Source organism: Halorubrum pallidum, from assembly GCF_055380345.1.
In genome coordinates this window covers 185,109-201,530 of sequence record NZ_AP043945.1, presented here as the reverse complement: position 1 = coordinate 201,530, position 16,422 = coordinate 185,109, and the positions used below count along the sequence as shown (strand labels likewise).

The 16,422-nt window shown below is 67.7% G+C and carries 19 protein-coding genes and 1 other RNA gene; 11 read left to right on the top strand and 9 right to left on the bottom strand.

Annotation, left to right across the window (positions count from 1 at the left end; all coding sequences use genetic code 11):
• The first annotated feature begins 36 nt into the window (after nucleotides 1–36).
• Together ACZ45C_RS02610 and ACZ45C_RS02605 are read left to right on the top strand one after the other, a co-directional pair.
• On the top strand, nucleotides 37–1,857 hold the full coding sequence (locus ACZ45C_RS02610; protein ID WP_460562879.1) for an Hvo_1808 family surface protein: 1,821 nt from the start codon (nucleotides 37–39) through the stop codon (nucleotides 1,855–1,857).
• A 60-nt stretch (nucleotides 1,858–1,917) separates the two neighbouring features.
• Nucleotides 1,918–3,084 (top strand): nicotinate phosphoribosyltransferase, encoded by a 1,167-nt coding sequence (locus ACZ45C_RS02605; protein WP_460562880.1) that lies wholly within the window; start codon nucleotides 1,918–1,920, stop codon nucleotides 3,082–3,084.
• Nucleotides 3,085–3,185: 101 nt separating this feature from the next.
• Here ACZ45C_RS02605 and ACZ45C_RS02600 read toward each other — a convergent pair whose 3' ends face one another.
• On the bottom strand, nucleotides 3,186–3,788 hold the full coding sequence (locus tag ACZ45C_RS02600; protein WP_460562881.1) for a TIGR00296 family protein: 603 nt from the start codon (nucleotides 3,786–3,788) through the stop codon (nucleotides 3,186–3,188).
• A gap of 137 nt (nucleotides 3,789–3,925) precedes the next feature.
• Here ACZ45C_RS02600 and rnpB point away from each other — a divergent pair.
• Nucleotides 3,926–4,258: RNase P RNA component (gene rnpB, locus ACZ45C_RS02595), an RNA gene on the top strand.
• Nucleotides 4,259–4,301: 43 nt separating this feature from the next.
• On the opposite strand, the gene ACZ45C_RS02590 is transcribed toward rnpB, so the two are convergent.
• Complete coding sequence (locus ACZ45C_RS02590) at nucleotides 4,302–5,753, bottom strand: MATE family efflux transporter (RefSeq protein WP_460562882.1); 1,452 nt, start codon at nucleotides 5,751–5,753, stop codon at nucleotides 4,302–4,304.
• Nucleotides 5,754–5,976: 223 nt separating this feature from the next.
• Between ACZ45C_RS02590 and ACZ45C_RS02585 the strand changes: the two genes are divergently transcribed.
• The gene (locus ACZ45C_RS02585; protein ID WP_460562883.1) at nucleotides 5,977–6,567 is read left to right on the top strand and encodes a TetR/AcrR family transcriptional regulator; all 591 of its coding nucleotides are present in this window, start codon (nucleotides 5,977–5,979) and stop codon (nucleotides 6,565–6,567) included.
• Between the two features lie 22 nt (nucleotides 6,568–6,589).
• Here the strand turns inward: ACZ45C_RS02585 and ACZ45C_RS02580 are convergent, their stop codons facing one another.
• Nucleotides 6,590–6,844, bottom strand: coding sequence for a hypothetical protein (locus ACZ45C_RS02580; protein WP_460562884.1), 255 nt, complete (start codon nucleotides 6,842–6,844; stop codon nucleotides 6,590–6,592).
• A gap of 343 nt (nucleotides 6,845–7,187) precedes the next feature.
• Here ACZ45C_RS02580 and ACZ45C_RS02575 point away from each other — a divergent pair, with 343 nt between their 5' ends.
• Entirely contained in the window at nucleotides 7,188–7,430 is a 243-nt protein-coding gene (locus ACZ45C_RS02575) for a ferredoxin (RefSeq protein ID WP_460562885.1), read from the top strand.
• Nucleotides 7,431–7,620: 190 nt separating this feature from the next.
• Here the strand turns inward: ACZ45C_RS02575 and hemB are convergent, their stop codons facing one another.
• The 3 genes from hemB to ACZ45C_RS02560 form a co-directional block, all read right to left on the bottom strand.
• Nucleotides 7,621–8,601, bottom strand: coding sequence for a porphobilinogen synthase (gene hemB, locus ACZ45C_RS02570; RefSeq protein WP_460562886.1), 981 nt, complete (start codon nucleotides 8,599–8,601; stop codon nucleotides 7,621–7,623).
• Nucleotides 8,602–8,769: 168 nt separating this feature from the next.
• Nucleotides 8,770–8,934 (bottom strand): DUF6757 family protein, encoded by a 165-nt coding sequence (locus tag ACZ45C_RS02565; RefSeq protein ID WP_199242194.1) that lies wholly within the window; start codon nucleotides 8,932–8,934, stop codon nucleotides 8,770–8,772.
• Nucleotides 8,935–9,009: 75 nt separating this feature from the next.
• On the bottom strand, nucleotides 9,010–9,807 hold the full coding sequence (locus tag ACZ45C_RS02560; protein ID WP_460562887.1) for a PHP domain-containing protein: 798 nt from the start codon (nucleotides 9,805–9,807) through the stop codon (nucleotides 9,010–9,012).
• Nucleotides 9,808–9,950: 143 nt separating this feature from the next.
• Here ACZ45C_RS02560 and ACZ45C_RS02555 point away from each other — a divergent pair, with 143 nt between their 5' ends.
• On the top strand, nucleotides 9,951–10,235 hold the full coding sequence (locus ACZ45C_RS02555) for a DUF5789 family protein (RefSeq protein WP_460562888.1): 285 nt from the start codon (nucleotides 9,951–9,953) through the stop codon (nucleotides 10,233–10,235).
• 63 nt (nucleotides 10,236–10,298) lie between these two features.
• Here ACZ45C_RS02555 and ACZ45C_RS02550 read toward each other — a convergent pair whose 3' ends face one another.
• The gene (locus ACZ45C_RS02550; protein ID WP_460562889.1) at nucleotides 10,299–11,348 is read right to left on the bottom strand and encodes a DUF5784 family protein; all 1,050 of its coding nucleotides are present in this window, start codon (nucleotides 11,346–11,348) and stop codon (nucleotides 10,299–10,301) included.
• Between the two features lie 179 nt (nucleotides 11,349–11,527).
• Between ACZ45C_RS02550 and ACZ45C_RS02545 the strand changes: the two genes are divergently transcribed.
• The gene (locus ACZ45C_RS02545; protein ID WP_460562920.1) at nucleotides 11,528–11,695 is read left to right on the top strand and encodes a DUF5786 family protein; all 168 of its coding nucleotides are present in this window, start codon (nucleotides 11,528–11,530) and stop codon (nucleotides 11,693–11,695) included.
• A 91-nt stretch (nucleotides 11,696–11,786) separates the two neighbouring features.
• Here the strand turns inward: ACZ45C_RS02545 and ACZ45C_RS02540 are convergent, their stop codons facing one another.
• Entirely contained in the window at nucleotides 11,787–12,455 is a 669-nt protein-coding gene (locus ACZ45C_RS02540) for a DUF7530 family protein (protein ID WP_460562890.1), read from the bottom strand.
• Nucleotides 12,452–13,396, bottom strand: coding sequence for an NAD(P)H-binding protein (locus ACZ45C_RS02535; RefSeq protein ID WP_460562891.1), 945 nt, complete (start codon nucleotides 13,394–13,396; stop codon nucleotides 12,452–12,454). Before ACZ45C_RS02535 ends, ACZ45C_RS02540 begins: the two co-directional genes overlap by 4 nt.
• Before the next feature lie 121 nt (nucleotides 13,397–13,517).
• On the opposite strand from ACZ45C_RS02535, the gene ACZ45C_RS02530 reads away from it, so the two are divergent.
• The 4 genes from ACZ45C_RS02530 to ACZ45C_RS02515 all read left to right on the top strand — a co-directional run bounded on the left by ACZ45C_RS02530 (nucleotide 13,518) and on the right by ACZ45C_RS02515 (nucleotide 16,311).
• Nucleotides 13,518–14,432, top strand: a complete 915-nt coding sequence (locus ACZ45C_RS02530) for an MBL fold metallo-hydrolase (RefSeq protein ID WP_460562892.1) — start codon at nucleotides 13,518–13,520, stop codon at nucleotides 14,430–14,432.
• A gap of 103 nt (nucleotides 14,433–14,535) precedes the next feature.
• Nucleotides 14,536–15,141, top strand: a complete 606-nt coding sequence (gene pspAB, locus ACZ45C_RS02525; protein WP_460562893.1) for a PspA-associated protein PspAB — start codon at nucleotides 14,536–14,538, stop codon at nucleotides 15,139–15,141.
• A 4-nt stretch (nucleotides 15,142–15,145) separates the two neighbouring features.
• A complete protein-coding gene (locus tag ACZ45C_RS02520) occupies nucleotides 15,146–15,682 on the top strand; it encodes a hypothetical protein (RefSeq protein WP_460562894.1) in 537 nt (178 codons plus the stop codon).
• Nucleotides 15,679–16,311 (top strand): IMPACT family protein, encoded by a 633-nt coding sequence (locus tag ACZ45C_RS02515; protein WP_460562895.1) that lies wholly within the window; start codon nucleotides 15,679–15,681, stop codon nucleotides 16,309–16,311. The genes ACZ45C_RS02520 and ACZ45C_RS02515 overlap by 4 nt, the downstream gene beginning before the upstream one ends.
• Nucleotides 16,312–16,422 lie beyond the last annotated feature (111 nt).

Sequence of the window (16,422 nt, the reverse complement as noted above, 5' to 3'; positions counted from 1 at the left end):
GACAAACTACTTACCGGGTGGGCTGTAATCGACCATATGCGACGGGTTCACACCCTCTCGTTCGTCCTCGCTGCGATCGCCCTCCTCGCGGTCGGCGTCGGCGGCGTCGCTGCAGCCGACGTCGGCGGCGTCGCTGCGGCCGACGTCGACGACATCACCGCAAGTGCCTCGCCGGCGCTCGAATCCGAGACGCCGGGGACGAGCGCGACGGCCGTACAGAGCGCGACGGCCGCGGCGTGTGACACCGGGGACAACACCGAGCTGATCGGCTGCTGGAACGGGACCCACTACGAGGACGAACTGGCGTTCGATCAGGACGACGGGCTCACAGAGGCGGAGCTGGAGGCGCTGACGCATCTGACGATGGCGCGGGTCGAGCACGTCCGCGAGCGGCCCTTCCGCGCGGCCGTCCCCGTCGAGACGGTCACGCGCTCGGAGTTCGCGAACGGGTCGATGGCGGGTGGCGGAGCCGACGAGACGAACGAGTCGGTCGCGGCGTCTCAGCGCTGGAACGATCAGGTGTGGGAGGCGTTGTTTGTCGTCGGCGAGGATGCGACCGCCGCAGAGGAGATAGACACCGTGTTCGGCGGCTCAGTCTCGGGGTTTTACTCCCCGGCGCAAGACCGGATCGTTCTGGTCGTGCCCGAAGGCGAGGCGGTCCAGATCGACCCGTCGACGCTCGCACACGAACTCGTCCACGGGATGCAAGACCAGTATCACGACCTCACGCGGCCCCGCTACGTGGGAGTCACGCAGGACTCCGACCTCGCCGTCGACGGAATCGTCGAGGGCGAGGCGGTCCACATCGAGGAGCGGTACGCGGCGCGCTGTGCGGACAACTGGACCTGTATCGACGCACCGTCCGGCGGCGGTGGCGGCGGTGGCGGGTCGGCAACCGAGTACAACTTCGGCATCCTCCAGACCGTCCTCCAGCCGTACGCCGAGGGGGCGTTCTACGCCGAATCGCTCGTCGAGTCGGAGGGCTGGTCGGCCGTCAACGAGACGATGACGAACCCGCCGGGATCGACCGCCGAGGTCATCCACGAGCGACCGGCGTACGAGACCCGTGCGGTCGAGTTCGAAGACACGGCGACCGACGGGTGGGAGACGTACCCGAACCAGGGAGTCGACGGCGCGGAGACGGCCGGCGAGGCCTCGATGTTCGTCATGTTCTGGTACCAGAGCTTCGAGTACGGACACGCCGTCCTCGAACCGACGCAGAGCCGCGCGGCGAACGTCCGCATCCACACGCAACCCGACGCGCAGCTCCGGACGCGCGCCAACTACAACTACGCGCACGAGGCTACGGCCGGGTGGGCCGGCGACGAGCTGTACCCGTACCGGAACGACGACGGCGACGAGACGCGCGACGGGTACGTCTGGGTGACCGAGTGGCAGACGCCGGCGGACGCGGCCGCGTTCCGCGAGACGTATCTCACGATGCTGGAGAGTCACGGCGACGGCTCTCACGTCGCGGGCGAGGTGTACGAGATCGACGACGGCGACTTCCCCGGAGCCTACGGAGTGAGACGCGAGAACACCACCGTGACGGTCGCGCACGCACCGGAGCCCGCCGGCGTGCTCGAACTCCGCCCGGGGATCGATCTCGACCTCCCCGTGACCAGCGACGGTGCCGACGGCGACGGGGTCGACAACGGGAGTGAGTTCGACGGGACCGACGGCGAGACGGACGCCACCGACGAACGCGGCTCCGACTCGGAGAGCGGCGACGGCGAGGCCCCCCCGGGCGACTCTGAAGGGTCGGACACGGCCGAGGAGACGCCCGGGTTCGGCGTCGCCGCCGCTCTCGTCGCGGTGATCGCGACGGTCGTCGTCTTCACGCGTCGTCGACGCTGAGACGAGGGGAGGGCCGCTCGACTCGGATGACTTTTCCTCCCCGGCGGACCTACCCCCAGTATGACCGAGTTCGAGTTCGACATCGTCGACGGGGCCGCGATCCGCGACGGCCGCGCGACGGACGCGTACTTCGATCGGACCGAGACCGCCCTCCGGCGGGCGGGACGGAATCCGCGAGTCGTCGCCGAAGTGACGGCCGATCAGTTCCCCGACGGGGAGTTCGAGGTTGTCGCGGGAGTCAAAGACGCCGTCGGGCTCCTCGCCGGCCGTGACGTCGACGTCGACGCGATCCCCGAGGGACGCCTGTTCGACGGCGGACCGGTGATGCGTATCGAGGGTCCGTACCTCGCGTTCGGCCGCCTCGAAACGTCGCTTCTGGGCTTCCTCTCGCACGCGTCCGGCATCGCGACCGCCGCGCTCGACTGCCGGGTGGCCGCGCCGGACGCGCAGGTGCTCTCGTTCGGGGCGCGACACGTCCACCCCTCGATGACCGCGGTCGTCGAACGCTCCGCGCTCGTGGGCGGGTTCGACGGGTTCTCGCACGTCGCCGCGGGCGAACTGATCGGGAGGGAGGCGTCGGGGACGATGCCGCACGCGCTCGCCATCTGCTTCGGGCGGGGCGAGCAGGAATCGGCGTGGCGGGCCTTCGACGAGGGCGTCGACGAGTCCGTCCCGCGGATCGCGCTCTGTGACACCTATTCCGACGAGGTCGACGAGGTCCTCCGCGCGGTCGAGACGCTCGGCGACCGGCTCGACGGCGTCCGACTCGACACCACCGGATCGCGCCGCGGGGACTTCAGACACATCGTCCGGGAGGTGCAGTGGGAGCTCGACGCGCGCGGCCACGGGGACATCGACGTGTACGTCTCCGGCGGGCTGGGCCCCGCCGACCTCCGCGACCTCCGCGACGTGGTCGACGGGTTCGGCGTTGGCGGCTACGTCTCGAACGCGGACCCGGTCGATTTCGCGCTCGACATCGTCGCCGTCGACGGCGACCCCGCCGCGAAACGCGGGAAGCTCTCGGGCGCGAAAGACGTGTATCGGACCGCCGACGGCGCGCACGCGGTCGGCCTCGCGAGTCGGGCGGGCCCCGACGACGCCGAGTCGCTCATGGAGCCCGTGATCCGCGACGGCGAGGTCGTCGACGGCGCGTTCGACCTCGACGCCGCGACGGAGCGGGCGCTCGCAGACGCGGAAGCGGTCGGCTACGGGAGACGAACAGAGTAGCGAGGCCGGGAAAGCCGGCCTCGAAAGCGGGGTGAAACGAGTCTCGAAGCGGGGGACGAAGCCAGTGTCCGATACCGGGGACGAAATCGGAGAACGGACGGCTACAGCTCTTCGACGGCTCCGCCGTCGGCGCGCTCTCGGAACACCTGTCCCTCGATGAGCGTCACCATCGTCTCCTCGTCTTCCCACGCTGTGGGCGAGAGCTTCGCCTTCCGGCAGGCGCGCGAGAGGAACTCGGCACCTGACCAGTCGTTCTCGACGGGGACCGTCGGATAGAGCCACCCGTGTGCGGTACCGCCGTCGACGGCGACGCCGTGGGTCCCGATCTCGAGATCGGCGAGCGGGTCGTTCGTGAGCACGGTGTTCGAGACGACGAACACGGAGACGGTGATGTTGTCGAGCTCCTTGGGTTCGACCTCGGAGCCGCAGGAGTCGCCGGAGGCGGCCTTGATAGCGGCCTCGACGATCGCGTGGCCGAGCTGGTCAGACGTCTCCCACGCGCCGGCACAGCCGCGGAGGCGGCCGCGACCCCGCGTGGACTCGATCCTGACGAACGCGCCAGTTCGGGCGTAAAACGCTTCGCGCATGCTTCCCGGTTGTTCTCGTTGCCCGTGTCGGACGAACGACTCGACCGCTTCCCGCGCGAGTTCGACCGCTCGTGCACCGTCGTCGTACGACAGCTGAACGGTCTGAGCCTCGGACATGAGAGTCTATTACGTTCCTGACGACTTGAACGCTTCCCTTGTCACTCAGTGTCTCACCTCCGCTCGCACCGGATGTGCCCCCGGGTGACCGTCGACGACCGAATCGCTTATTCGCGGCCGACGAGAAACGGGGTTCGGACAGAGGGAGCCCGACTCCCGTGCCTCCGGCATGAGGAAAGTCCCCCCACCGGCCGGACAGGCGACCGGGCACACGCCCGGAGTCGGAGACGGCTGGCTCTGGAACAGCAACGAGACCCCCCGCCTCGACCGATGATCCGCGCGAACCGACCCGCAAGGGAAGGGAGTTAACCCGGTGAGGGCGCGTGGCTCTGCCACGTTCCAGACGGGCGGGAACGGATGGAACGGCGAATCCTCGCCGGTGCAAGTCCGCGCCACAAGGTAGTCCGGCCACGGCGCGGACGCTCAGCCGAATGTCGGGACGAACCGAAGGGGGCTTACTCCCCTCAGTCCGCTCACACGCCGAGCGCCGCGGCCGGAACCGGAGAGCGCGAGTCAGTCGTCTGTCGACTCGACGGCCGCGACGGGATCGTCGACGTCGACGCGCTCGGCGGTGAGGTCGCCATCGCGCCACGTTCCTCGTTGGTACCACGCGTACGCGACGGCCGCACCGATGACGTTCGACACGGCGAACGACAGCCAGATCCCCGTCTCGCCGATCGCGCCGGCCGCGACCCACGCGATCGGGAACCGGACGAGCCCGAGCATCAGGACGGAGATCGCCGCCGCGGTGATCGTCTTACCTGCACCGCGGAAACTCCCCGTGTACGCCCGCATGATCCCGATGAACCCGAACGTCAGCGCGACGATCCGGAGGAACTGCGCGCCGACCGACGTCACGCGGGCCGCGTCGGCCTGATCGGCACCGACGAACACAGACACGATCGGCTCGGGCAGGAAGAACACGACGACGCCAGCGACGGACAGGATGGCGAACAGCGTCTTCGCGGCGAGCGCCGCCGCCCGTTCGGCCCGATCCGGGTTCCCGGACCCGATATTCTGCCCGGTCATTGTCTCGACACCGCGAGCGACCGCGATCGCCGGGAGGAATACCACGGAGAAGACACGTGTCCCGATCCCGTAGGCGGCGACCACCGGATCCGGAAACAGCGCGACGATGAACAGCAACAGGTTCATCGAGACGGCGCGTCCGGTCCCCTCGACGGACGCCGGCAGCCCGATGCGAACAAGTCGGCGCAGGTACGTGAGATCGGGCACCATGTCCCGGATGTTGATCTGCACGCCGCGGGTCCCGCGGAACATGATCGCAAGCCCCACCACGAGCGCCACACCCCGAGAGAACACGGTCGCGAGCGCCGCACCCTCGATCCCGAGCGCAGGGAACGGCCCCCATCCGAAGATGACGAACGGGTCGAGGATGATGTTGAGCACGACGGAGCCGAACATCACCAGCATGGGAGTGACCGTGTCGCCGTAGCCGCGCATGAGCGCGACGAACACGGCGAACCCGAACATCGCGACGAGTCCGAGAGAGATGACCTCCATGTAGCTCGACGCGAGCGGCAACACGTCCTCGGACGCGCCCATCAGATCGAGGAAGGCTCCGACGAACAGGTAGCCGCCGCCGCCGAGGATCACCGAGGCGATTGTCGCGAACGTCACGGTCTGTGAGGCGGCGTACTCGGCCCGATCGCCTTCTCCCGCGCCGGTGTACTGGGCGACGAGCACGCTGCCGGCGACGGAGATCCCCATCCCGAGCGAGATGAGAAGGAACACGAGCGGGAATGCGAAACTGATCGCCGCCAGCGCGTCCGTGCTGTACTGGCCGAGCCAGAACGTGTCAGCGAGGTTGTACGCCGTCTGAAAGAGGTTCGTGATGACGATGGGCATCGAGAGGAAAAACAGCGGCCTCCCGATCTCGCCGGAGGTGAGATCGAACTCGGACGGGCCCTTGAACAGCGCGCCGACGCGGTCGCCGATTCCCATCAGCGGGCGTCCTCCGCGATCCCGGTAGGTAACTCGTCGTCCATCGTGTCCGTACAGTGCTTACTAACTAGTAAGTCAAAAGCGTTCGGAAGCGCGTATATTCGTGAGTTCTTCGAGCAGTAGGCTACTTCCCCGTGTTTGCGGCTGAGGACATCGTAGGTTTTCGAAGGAATTCGTCGGATCAGCGCAACCGTTATCCACCCATGGACGCAATCGACGCCGCATGACCGAGCCACCGGGCGGGGCAGCCGCGGACGGGAACGAGGAGATCATGCGAGCGACCCACCGGGCCCTCCGTGACCACGGCTACGCGGACCTCACGGTACAGCGGATCGCAGACGAGTACGGCAAGTCGACCGCCGCGATCCACTACCACTACGACACCAAAGAGGAGCTGCTCGCCGCGTTTCTCGACCATCTCCTCGCCCGGTTCGTCGATACGATCCGCGACATCGAGACGACCGATCCCGACGCCCGGCTGTCGCTGCTGCTCGATGAACTGCTCGCGGTCCCGTCCGAGACGCAGGGGCTCTCCGTCGCCCTGCTGGAGATGCGGAGTCAGGCTCCGTACAACGACGCGTTCCGCGAGCAGTTCGCACAGAACGACGAGTACCTCCGGTACGTGCTCAAGGCGGTGATAAACCACGGCATCGACGAGGGCGCGTTCGTCACCGTCGACGCCGAGCGGACGGCCCGATCCCTGCTTTCGATCGTCGACGGCGGACGGACCCGAGCCGTGGTGTTCGACGACGCGAGCGAACTCGAACTCGCCCGTCAGGTCGCGAGCGAGTACGTCGACGCGACGCTCCGGTGAGACACGGAGCGATCGCGGGGCGTCACACCACGTCGTCGGGGTGGTGCTCGGCGGCCATCCGCGACGCCTCCGCGGCGAACCGCTCCCGATCGTCGACCGGGGCCTCGCCGAGCGCGCTCTCGTCGACGTCACGGCCGGCCGTGATCCCGTCGCCCGTGACGAGCCGCTGTTCGGCCAGTTCCTTCGTGTGCATCCGTTCGCCGTCCTCGGTGGCGTAGGTGAGCCGCACGAGCCCCTTCGAGTCGAACTGGCGGTCGACGAGCCAGACAGTGGTCATACGCGGCGATGGGTGCCTGCGACGCTTAAAAAGGACGGTCGCGGTGAGTGAACTGTCCAGCGGTGGGGTCCGATCGTGACGATTTCGGTCGGCGCGCGCCTCCGAGTGGCCGACGAGGCTGGGAGGCGTGAGGTGCTGTGCGGTCGGGGGCGGGGCGGGACTCAAATAGGTAGGCGCGAGCCCTCGCGTCTGGGGCTTTGGCGGTATTCACCTCGAGATCGATCGGAGATGGCTGAGCGACGGAGCCGCAACGTGTTCCGATCGGAGCCGGCCGGACTGTGCCGGACGTCCTGACGGAGTACGCGTCGCCAGCGCTTTGTACCGCCTCGTCGAACCGGGAGACATGCGCGTGAAGTTCGACCGCGACACCTGCGTCGGGATGTACCAGTGCGTCGCCGAGTGGGACGCCTTCGAGAAGAACATGAACGACGGGAAGGCCGACCTGCGTGGAAGCGAGGAGGAAGCCGAGGACGTGTTCGTCGTTGACGTGCCCGACGACGAGGAGTTCGACGCCAAGTTCGCGGCGCGAGTCTGCCCGGTCGACGCCATCGAAGTGTACGACGACGACGGCGAGCAGGTCGTCTGAGGGGACTTGGTATTGAGTCCCGCCCCCACCGCAACCGCAGCCTCACGCCTCCCCAACCTCGTCGGTGGTCCTCCGCTTCGCTCCGGACCACCGACTCCCTCGCACCGGCGGCTCGCGGCCCTCCGGGCCGCTCACCGGGGCGCGCCGGAGTGACTAATTAGCAAGAGCGTCGATCACCACCCGCCCCGATTTATAACCGCTCGGCCAGGTCCTCGGCGAAGTACGTCACGATCAGGTCCGCGCCGGCGCGCTTGATCGAGAGCAGCGACTCGTGGGCGGTCGCTTCGAGGTCGAGCCACCCCTTCTCCGCGGCCGCGTGGATCATCGCGTACTCGCCGGAGACGTTGTACGCGGCGATCGGGTGATCGAACTCCCGGCGGAGGTCGGAGACGACGTCGAGGTAGGAGAGTCCCGGCTTCACCATCAGCACGTCCGCGCCCTCCTCGGCGTCGATCCGGGCCTCACGAAGCGCCTCGCGGCGGTTCGCGGGGTCCATCTGATAGTGGCGGCGGTCGCCGAACGCGGGCGCGCCGTCGGCGGCGTCGCGGAACGGACCGTAGAAGGCGGACTCGTACTTGACGGCGTAGCTCATGAGCGCCACGTCCTCGTGGCCCGACGCGTCGAGCGCCTCGCGGATCGCCCGCACCTGCCCGTCCGTCATCGCCGAGGGCGCGACCATGTCCGCGCCCGCGTCCGCCTGTGACACCGCGGTCTCGGCGAGCAACTCCAGCGTCTCGTCGTTTTTCACCGTGAGCGTCGGGTCCGTCTCCGCCGACGCCTCTATCACGCCGCAGTGGCCGTGGTCGGTGTACTCACAGAGGCAGACGTCGCCGATCACGTAGGCGTCGGTCTCCGCGTCGATGCGACGGGTCGCGCGCTGGACCACGCCGTCGTGGGCGTACGCGCGGCTCCCCTTCGGGTCCTTCGACTCGGGGATCCCGAAGAGGATGACCGCCTCGACCCCGGTATCGCGGATCTCCTCGACGCGGTCGACGGCCTCGTCGACCGGGACGCGCTCGTGGCCGGGCATCGTCTCGATCGGGACGCGCTCGTCGGTCGTCGCGTCGACGAACACGGGCGCGACGAGGTCCGCGGCCGACAGGGAGGTCTCGCTGACGAGCGGGCGGACGCCGTCGGTCCGGAGCCGCCGCGGCCGGTCGGTGGGGTGCATGATCGAGGGGTTGGCCCCGGTCGGACTTTTATGCACCGTCCGCGGCGAAGCGGCTCACCGAGAGCGGAGAGAACACGGGTGACGGGACCGGTGAGCGCGGAGTCGGCTCGGGGCGGCGACCGAGTGAGACGGGGTGGCCGGAGGCGGAGATCGGTCCGCGGTCGCCGACTACTCCTGTGATTCGATGTCGATCCGGTCGCGGAGAGAGGCGAGCTCGTCGGACTCCGCGAGCTCCTCGACGCGCTCTTTGAAGTGCTCCTCGCAGAGGCCGACGACCACGCCGCTCTGTTCGGCCTCGTACGTGGCCTCTCGTTCACAGTAGTGACACCGCATACCGTCCACTCTATCGGCGTCGGGCTTAACCCTGTTCGTCGATCGGGACGGTTCGACGACCGCACACTACCCCGGTCACGTCGGGTCCGGCAGGCGGTCTCGGACCGGCTCGAACGCCTCGGCGGTCAGTCCCGCCTCGCCGAGCGTCCGCTCGTGTGCGTCGCTGCCGCCGGTCAAGAGGAGGTCGGATTCAGACGCGACCCGCTCGATGCGACCGTCGTCGACGGCGCGTCCGTACGGGTAAAACCGCTCGACTGCGTCGAGATCTCGGGCGACGTCGAGTGCCGCGTCGACGTCGTCGTAGCGGAACGGATGGGCGAGTCCGACGACCGCGGCCGCCTCGGATAACAGGTCGACGCCGCGTTCGAGATCCGTCACCTCGCGGGCGACGTAGCAGGGGCCGTCGCTGCCGATCAGTTCGTCGAAGGCCTCGGCGTAGTCGTACGGCGCGGCCGACTCGTCGATGGCGCGCGCGATGTGCGGGCGGCCGATCCCCGGGCCCGGTTCGATATCGAGGTCGACTCCCAACCGGTCCTCGACCGCGTCGCAGATAGCGGCTCCGCGTCGCTCCCGGTCGGTCTGGAGCCGCTCGATCTCCGCGTCGAGCGGCGTGGTGTGCTCGACGGCGTAGCCGAGGAGGTCGAGCCGCTCGACGCCGGCCTCGACGCGCAGTTCGACACCGCGTACGACGCGGACGCCGTCGCGCTCGACCACCGGGCGGGTGAGTTCCGGGTGGATCCGGTCGTGATCGGTGACCGCAACCCAGTCGATCCCCGCCTCGCGGGCCGTCGCCGTAAGCTCCGCGAGGGTCATCGTTCCGTCGGAGGCGGTCGTGTGCGCGTGGAGGTCCGCGACGATCCGGTCGGTGTCCATGGACCGGATTCGAGGACGGCGTACTAATCGACGGCGATAGAACCACGGTACCTCACACCAATATAAGGAACTATAATCGACTTCTTCGAACTAAGGTCATACATGGACAATCATTAAGAACCATCGGCGACTCGCGGTAGTTGATGCGCTTGAACGGCGTCGACGACCGACTCGAACGGCACCAATATCCGACGACCTCGGAAGAACTGATCGCGGCCCACGGCAACGCGACCGTAGAGCTCGCCGACGGCTCCGAGCGTCTCGGAGACGTGCTGGAGCGGTTCGGTGAGCAGACGTTCGACGACGCGGAAGACGTGTTCACCACGCTCCGGGCCGGCGTCTGTCACCGCGGGATCGGTCGGCGGTTCTACTCGGACCGCGACCCGACGACCGACGGCGAGGACGGTCCCTCGCCCGTCTCGTTCTGACTGGAAGAGCGGACACCCGTTTCCGTTTTCTGACCGAGACGACCGCCACCCTGTGAGCGACCGCTAGGAGAGCCAGTCTATCGCAGGAGAGAGGTCTATCGGCACCGATCCCTTCCGATACCCCTCGACGCGACCGTCGGGCCGCGCGCGGAGCACGACCGCGGGTCTGTGGCGGACATCGGGTTGCGTCGAACGGACCGTTTCCCACTCCGCGTCCGGGAACGACGAGCAGTCGACGAGGAGCGTGACGCCGCCGCCGTGGGCCTCCAGCTGTCCGCTCGTCTTGGTCTCCGCGGTGTCGCGGACCGCCGCGACCGGGTCGATCGCCGATCGTGCCGACGCCGGCTGCGGACGCGTCACCTCGACGAGCGAGGCGATCCCGGTGTCGGGGTCGGTCGCTCGGAAATCGAGCGAGTGACCCGTCGTCACCTCGATCTCGGGGGTGACCTCGTAGCCGGAACTAGAGAGGATCCACGCGGCGGTGAACTCGGCTATCGTCGCGCTCATCCGCACGATATCGGGCGAGGCCGAAGTCCCGAGTTTCCCGGCCATCGTCTCGCGGTACGGGTCGAGGGTTCCCGGACGGAGCGTCGTCTCGACGAATCCGGTCCCCTCCTCACGGGTCGCGTCGGGAAATCCGGCGGCGTGGTCGCGGAAGAACGCGCGAGTCGTCTCCGCGCCGTCTTTCGAACAGAACACCGGCAGGAAGTACCACGAGACGTGGGGGTACGCCGCGAGCCACGGCTCGTCGTCGTGAAGCGCCGCGAGCAGCTCGCGTTGCGCCCACCGAGAGACGGGGTACGGAACCGCGTCGAAGCCGTACTTGTCCGTCCGCCAGAGTTCACTCGGCGTTTCGGTGTTGCCGAGCCAGTAGCCGACCGGCCCGCCGTCTGCGTCGGGCGGAGGGTCGTCGTCGTTGTCGGTCCAACAGAACAGCGCGTACGATCCGTCGTCCATATCGAACCGACGGGCGTCGTATCCGGAGGGCGAACTGAACCACGGCTTCCCGGCGGTCGCTCCGAGGTTCTCATCGAGCGGACGTTCGAGCGTCGAGCGAACGCGGTCCACGCCCCAACGACCCGGGGCGCGTCTGAATCGGAGCGGTTGTGCCACGTCGGTGGTACCGCGTCCCGTGGTTAATTCGTTCCGGTGGCGGTCGACGCTCACGCGCCGCGTTCACTGGCCGATCCGATTCCACCGAGCGATCCACGTGCTGTCGTTTGTTTCACGGACGATACACTTCACCGATACATATTTACTATATAGCATCCAAGTGAAGATGTACCATGTCAATGGGTGCCTATGACGAAGACGAACACGAGCGTCGCGAGAAGAAGACCAGCGAAGTCGACGCCGATTTCGACGCCGAGCGACCCGAGTATTCCGGGACTCTCACGTACGACTCCGGCGATTCCGCGGAGGCACTCCTCGACAAGTTCCAAGAGCTGAACGGCGCGTGAGCGGAGCGGACGAAGTCTTTTCCAGTTCGATCGACGCCGCGTGACCACGGTATCCGACGCGATCGCACTCACGACTGTGTGAGGCGGGTTCCTACGATAATACGATCGCGGCCGTACAGACGATCGCGACGGCGAGAACGTGCCCGACGACCGCACCGAGCAGTATCGGTTCGGAGAGGAGGAACGGAACCAACGCGAGCTGTAGCGCTGAAAAACCGATGTTCTCGGCGTCGAGTCGCCGAACTGTCGCGGTGGCTTCGGGGTCCAGATCGACGTGGACGGCGCGCCACAGCGCGACGACGGCGCTCCACCACGAGGTGCCGATCCGGTACGTCAGGTCCCACAGGATGAGAAGCGTGAGGTAGACGACCGGAACTGGAGGGTTCAGTCCGAACAGCCGTTCGATGAGGGTCTCGTCCCACGCGAACAGATACGTCATCAGCGCGATGAACGCCAGCACGCCCAACACGATCTCGACGCTCGATCCGAACAGCAGCCGCTTGTGTGACGACGGCGTCGGGAGCAGTCTATTCCGCTCGCCGAGGCGGTGCATCTCGACGCTCCCGGCGGCCGCGATGACCACCGCGACCGTGCCGGCGACGACCGCGTCCCACACGCCGTAGTACCACCCCAGCGCCAAGACGCCGACCTGAAACAGGACGAACTGGATCGCGACCGCGAGCGCTCTGGAGAGACCGAGTCCCGGTATGCCACCGACGAGGCTCTCGTACACCCAGGTGTCGCCGTATTCGCGTGTCATGGTGACATACCTCTCGTGTCAGTGTCGCCGTCCGACGACGGTTCCCGTGGTCGGCACTCGTCGATGGCGCGTGCCACCGCGACCGGAAACGGCGTCAGCTCGACGGGGACGATCTCCCGGATCCGATCGTCTTCGACGATCACGGTGTTCCGGAGTCCCTCGACCAGCGACCGAGCGAGGTACGGGTTCACGTCGGTGACGAAACGGAGCCACGCGGCAGAGAGGTCCGGACTCAACACCGGTGCTCTGAGAATACGCAAGCCGTGACCGAGCTGTCGGCGTGTCTCCCGTAGGATCTCGGCGTACGTCAGCACGTTCGGCCCGCCGATCTCGAAGGTTTCCCCGGCCGTCTCCGGTGCCGTGAGAACGCCGAGGAGATAGGCGATGACGTCGTCGATCGCGATCGGTTGACACAGCGTGTCGACCCACTTCGGCGTGATCATCACCGGCAGCCGCCGCGAGAGATCGTAGACGACCTCGAAACTGGCGCTGCCGGCACCGACGATGATGGCCGCCCGGAGGGTGGTGAGCGCCGGTTCGCCGTCGTCGAGAATGCGTTCGACCGCCCGCCGGGAACGGAGGTGCTCGGAGAGTTCCGCACGGTCCTCACCGAGGCCGCCGAGGTAGAGGACCCGATCGACGTCGGCGGTCGACGCCGCGTCGATGAAGTGGCGTGCACACCGCTGATCCCGCTCGGCGTAGCCGGGACCGCCGTCCATCGAGTGGACGAGATAATAGGCGGCGTCGACGGCGTCGTTTCCGAAGGCAGGGCCGAGCGTCTCCGGCTCGAGGAGATCGCCCTCGACGACCCGGACGCCGTCGGGCGGCGCGTATGCCGAGGCGTCACGGACCAGCGCGGTCACCTCGTGACCCCCGTCGAGCAGCGCCGGCACCAACCGGGTCCCGACGAAGCCGGTCGCACCGGTGACGAGCACTCGCATACGGACCCATCGGAGCGCCGGACAATAATCCCCCGTCCCGCACGAAACGTCGGCGACGACGAGAGAAGGGACGGCGGGCGAGACCGATTGGTAAAAGAGGTCTCAGAGCGGTGCTTGCGGCATGCACGCTGGAGCGTTCGAACCGGTCCGCGGCGTCGACGATCTGTACGTCCACGACACCGGGATGTTCGACACAGACGAGTACGGCGCGGTGTACGTGTACGACACGGATCGGCCGATCGTCATCGACACCGGAACGGGCGGGAACCGAGAGGCGCTGTTCGAGACCGTCGAAGAGATCGGCATCGGTCGAGAAGAGTTGGAGTGGATACTCGCGACTCACGCCCACCTCGATCACGCGGGAGGCGCGGGCCACCTCGCGGAGCGCTATCCCAACGCCGAGGTGCTCGTCCCCGAGAAGGGCGTCAGACATCTCGTCGATCCGGAGGCGCTCGTCAGGGGAACGAAGTCCGCGGTGGGAGACCAGTGGGAGTACTACGCCGACCCCGCACCCGTTCCCGAAGACCGGATATCCGGACTCACGGAGGGCGATCGGATCGACCTCGGTGAGCGGGAACTGGTCGTTCACGAGGCACCCGGTCACGCGCCACACCACGCGGTGTACCACGACCCCGACGCCGACGTCGTCTTCGCGGCCGACGCCGGCGGGATCTACGTCCCGGAGACCGACGAGATAGTCGCGACGAGTCCCCCCCCGCAGTTCGACCTCAACCAGTGTCTCGACGACATCCAAACGATCGACGATCTCGACCCCGAGTACGTCTGCTTCGGCCACTTCGGGCCCCGAGAGTACGATCCGGCGCTGGCCGGCGAAGCCAAGCGAGCGTACGTGGAGTGGGTCGAAGCCGTCCGAGCGAAACGCGAGGAACTGAGCGACGACGACGCCGTCGTCGATCACTTCGAGACTGCAAGTCGGGACCTCGACTACTGGAACCCGGAACGCGCACGGGCGAACGCGAATCTGAACACGCGGGGCGTCCTCGCGTATCTCGACTACGTCGCCGACGAGGAGTGACCGGGAGGAGGGAAGCCCCGTGACGCCGACGCGACGAGCGACGCTGACGGCGACCGGGGACGGAAACGACCTAAACCCTCGACCGCCTACACCCTGCGCATAGATGGGTATCTTCGACACGATCCGCGCCGTGCTCGGGACGAACGCCGAGACGGACGCGACGCGCGAGGCCGATCCCGAGGACCTCTTCGGGATGTCGACCGCGTACATGACGATGGAGGCCGACCTCGGCTACGACCACTGCGGTGAGGCGGCGCTGTGTTTCTCCGGCGTCGATAGCACGCGCTTCGACGACGCCGTCGAGACGGTCGAGGCGATCCTGGAAGCGGGGGAGATCGATACCGGAACCGGATTCCACCGTCACGAGGACGATCACGGCTACGAGTGGTTCGTACTCGAAGACGACGATCCGGAGGACCTCGTGACGAGCGTCCACTTCGCCGCGGACCAGTTCATCGAAGAGGGGTTCGGCTCGCGGTTGCTCGCGGCCGTCTTCGGCTTCGAGGGAAGCGACGGGCCGGTCTACTGGGTCTACTCGTTCCGTCGCGGAGCGTACTATCCGTTCGCTCCCGACGGATCGAACGATCGCAACCAGCGCATCGAGTTCAAGCTCCAGTCCGTGCTCGACGGGGAACTGGGCCTCGAAGACGACGAGTCATACTGGTACCCGCTGTGGCCCGACGCGCCGGGAGACCATCCGTGGGAGTGAGCAGATGAGTTCCGCGAACGGCGACGGAGGCACCGCCAGCGATAGCGGGGAGGTCAGCGTCGATAACGGAGAAGCCACCGTCGATAACGGAGAGACTGCTTCCGGTGGCGGGAGCCGTACGTACCGCGGCCGCGACACGAGGGCGAAACGGGTGCTCCGAGCCGTCGCGGTGCAGGCCGCAACGGTGACCGCGGCGGTTCACGTCCTCTGGGCGTGGCCCCGCCTCGGCGGTCCGGGAGACGTGCGGCCCTACGCGTTCCTGCTCGGCGGCGCGTTCACCGTCGCCGTGGCGGTCGCGACGCTCCGGGCGGGCGAGTACCGCCGACTGTACGCTCTCGGGGCCGGAACGCTCGCGGCGTTCGCCGCCGGCTACGTCGTCTGGCACGGAGCCGCGACGACGTCGTCGCTCGCGACGGATCCGTTGGCGATCGTCGCGGTCGGTGCCGAGACGCTCGGGCTCGCCGCGTTCGTCGCGCTGTACCGGCTTGCGCCGCCGACCGGCGTCGCCGTCGAACGCCGGACGGAGGTGGACGGCGAGTGAGCGAGACGTACCTCACCGTCGAGACGACCGCGACGGCGACGTTCGAGGTTCGGGGCTCGGAGTTCCTCGGTCACGTCGCTCCGGTCGACACCGTCGACGACGCCGAGTCCTTCATCGAGCGGGTCAGAGCCGAGTACGGCGACGCGACGCACAACGTCCCGGCGTACAGAGTTCCGGCCGAGACCGCCACAGAGCGTCGTCTCGGCGATACGACGTTGCTTCGAGAATACTCCGACGACGACGGAGAGCCGACCGGTTCGGCCGGAAAGCCGGCGCTCAACGTGCTCCAGCAGCGTGAGATCCGAAACGTCGTCGCGGTGGTGACGAGGTACCACGGCGGACCGAACCTCGGTGTCGGCGGTCTCGCACGCGCCTACTCGCGCGCGGTGAAAGACGGCGTCGATGCGGCTGGCGTGGTCGAGGATCGGCCGCATCGACGACTGGTCGTCGACACCGAGTACGACGACTCCGGAACCGTCCGCGGCGTGATCGAGTCGGCGGACGTCGCGTTCGACGCCGACTACGACGAGCACGTTCGGTTCGAGATCCGAGTACCGATCGACGAGGTGCACGATCTGGTCGAGCGGCTCAACGACGCGACGAGCGGTCGGATCGATATCGATCGGTAGTCGGAGCTGTGGTCAGTGGGGCGAACAGGCGACGCCGGCGGATTTCCCGCGGTGGTGCGTCGCGCTCCCGTCCAGTGCACCGCGGGCGGTCGTCAGCTCACGGCGACGATG